Below are 2,541 nucleotides of genomic sequence, written 5' to 3' on the forward strand. Positions count from 1 at the left end.
GCGCGGTCGGGATGATTGACGCCGCCGGCGCGCGGTGATGGGGTGACCCTGGTTCGGAGCGGGTAACGAGATCAGAATGACCAGCGAGTCGCAGCTGCGCGAGAAGCTTCGGAAGATCGAGGCCTTGTTCGCAGGTGCCGGAACTGCTGGTGAGCGCCTTGCGGCGGAAGCCGCGCTGCAGCGGGTGCGAGCTAGGGTCGAGGAACTCGCTCGCCACGATCCACCGATCGAACAGCAATTCTCACTTCCCGACCAATGGTCTCGGCATCTTTTTCTGGCGCTTTGCCGCCGATATGGGCTGCGGCCGTTTCGTTATCACCGGCAGCGACGCAACACGGTGATGGTCCGTGCATCACGAGGCTTCGTCGATCGAGTCCTGCTGCCGGAGTTCACCGAGCTGGAGGGTGCGCTGCAAGTGTATCTGCACGAGGTGACGCTGCGCGTGATCCGCGAAGAGATCTACGACGACGCCAGCGATGCGCAGGAAGTTCCTGACGCCTTGCCGTCGAACTGATCAAGCGGCGAGCTTTGCCTCCGAACCGTCGCGTTCGGCCTTCCAATTCCACGGCAGCAGCGTGTTCAGCTGATTGATCTTGGTGCGTCCAGAGACGATGCGCTCGAGAACATCGGTCAGATAGTGCCGCGGGTCGATGTCTTGCAGCTTTGCCGAGTTGATGAGCGAGGCGAGAATGGCCCATGTCTCGGCGCCGCCTTCATTGCCGGCGAACAAGTAGTTCTTCTTTCCCAGGCCTATCGGCTTGATGCTGCGCTCGACCGTATTGCTGTCTATTTCGATGCGTCCGTCATCGATGAAGCGCGTCAGGCCGTCCCAATGGTTGAGGGTGTAGCGGATGGCTTTGCCCAGACCGGACTTCTTCGAGACTTCCAGCAGTCGCGCTTCGAGCCAGGGTTTGAAGTCCTCGATCAGCGGCTTGGTGTTGGTTTGCCGCACCGCAGCCCGATGCGCCGCTGGCAGACCGCGGATGCGATCCTCAATGGCGTAGAACATCGCGATCCGTTGCAGCGCTTCCGCGGCAATCGGCGACTTCGTCGCGACGTGAACGTCCCAGAACTTCCGCCGCGCATGCGCAAAGCAGAACGCGAGCTGCACCAGATGGCCGCCGTTCTTGATCAGGCCCTTGTAGGCGGCATAGCCGTCGACCTGCAGGATGCCGTGGTAGTCCCCGAACAGCTGCTTGGCGCGGATCGCCTTGCGATCCTCGGCAAACATGTAGACCACCGCCGGCGGCGCCGGGCCACCCCACGGACGGTCATCGGTGGCGATCGCCCAGAACTGGCAGACTTTGGTCCGGCCACGGCCGGGATCGAGAACCGGCAGCGGCGTCTCGTCGGCAAACAGCCGCGGGTAGGACATCACTGTGTCGCGCAACAACGTGTGAAGCGGCTTCAGCCACCAGGCGGCGCGGCCCATCCACGAGGCCAGCGTTTGCCGGTCGAGCGTGATGCCTTGGGCGGCAAACATCTGTTCCTGGCGATACAGCGGCAGCTGGTACCCGTATTTCATCACCGCGATGTGGGCCAGCAACGCTTCCGTCACCATCCCACCGTCGATCGCCTGGGCCGGCGCGGGTGCCTGCAGGACACCCTGGCGGCATCCCCGGCAGCCGTACCGCGGGCGCACAATGCGCTTGACCCGGTACTGCATCGGAATGACGTCGAAGGCTTCCTTGACGGTCTCCCCGATCTTGTGCAGCTGCTCGCCGCAGCAGGGGCAGATCTGGCTCTCCATATCGATCACGACATCGATGCGCGGCAAATGCTCCGGAAGCTTCCCACGGTTGCGTCGCGCCGGTCGCTTTCCACGGTCCTCCGCTCCGTCGGGCAGCCTGCCTCCGGTCACGTCGTCGTTGGCGGCGGCACGAACCGCCTGTGCCGTGATGGTGAAGAGAGACAGCTGTCCGAGATCCAGTGTCTCGGAGCGGGGACCGAAGATCGTGCGCTTGTACTGGGACAGGATCATCAGGAGCTTGTCGTTCTCCTGGATCGCAGCGTCGCGTTGGGCGATTGCCGCATCACGCTCGGCCGAAAGCGAGCTGCATTCCGCCGACAACGCCGCAAGCCGTGACGATAGCACTATCACGGTTTGACGGAGCAATGCTGGATCGAAAGGCAAATCACTCATGCAGAGTGATTCTACAACAACTCCGCATGAGTGACGAACGACTCTTAATAAGGATCAACCAGCTCGTAGTGGCTGATCCACAACTCGCATCGGCAGACGCTTCCAGTCCGAGCCATCGAGCAGCACCGAGAGCTGAGCATGAGATAGCGGCATGACGCCTCCCTTGATCGGCGGCCAGGTGAACTGTCCCTCGATTCTTTTGTAGTAAAGGACAAGGCCGCTCCCATCCCAGGTCAGGATCTTCACGCGATCTCGGCGCTTGGAGCGGAAGACATAAAGTCCGCCGTCGAACGGATCGGCTCCAAAGGCCTCGCTCACCAGCATCGCCAATGAGTCCATGCCGCGGCGGAAATCGACCGGCTGCGTCGCAATCCAGATCGACAACCCAGATCGAAGCC

At 62.1% G+C, this 2,541-nt stretch carries 3 protein-coding genes; 1 reads left to right on the forward strand and 2 read right to left on the reverse strand.

The genetic code is table 11. The features are described 5' to 3' along the window. Window positions 1-76 precede the first annotated feature (76 nt). Window positions 77-514: a hypothetical protein gene (locus EAV90_RS39025; protein WP_061882017.1), complete on the forward strand. Its 438-nt coding sequence runs from the start codon at window positions 77-79 to the stop codon at window positions 512-514. Here the strand turns inward: EAV90_RS39025 and tnpC are convergent, their stop codons facing one another. Continuing rightward, window positions 515-2,143, reverse strand: a complete 1,629-nt coding sequence (gene tnpC, locus EAV90_RS39030) for an IS66 family transposase (protein WP_164937306.1) — start codon at window positions 2,141-2,143, stop codon at window positions 515-517. Between the two features lie 54 nt (window positions 2,144-2,197). Next, the coding region (gene tnpB / locus EAV90_RS39035) for an IS66 family insertion sequence element accessory protein TnpB (RefSeq protein WP_164937307.1) at window positions 2,198-2,541 on the reverse strand (344 nt) is incomplete at its 5' end.

The organism is Bradyrhizobium vignae (genome assembly GCF_004114425.1).
Classification (GTDB): Bacteria; Pseudomonadota; Alphaproteobacteria; order Rhizobiales; family Xanthobacteraceae; genus Bradyrhizobium; species Bradyrhizobium vignae.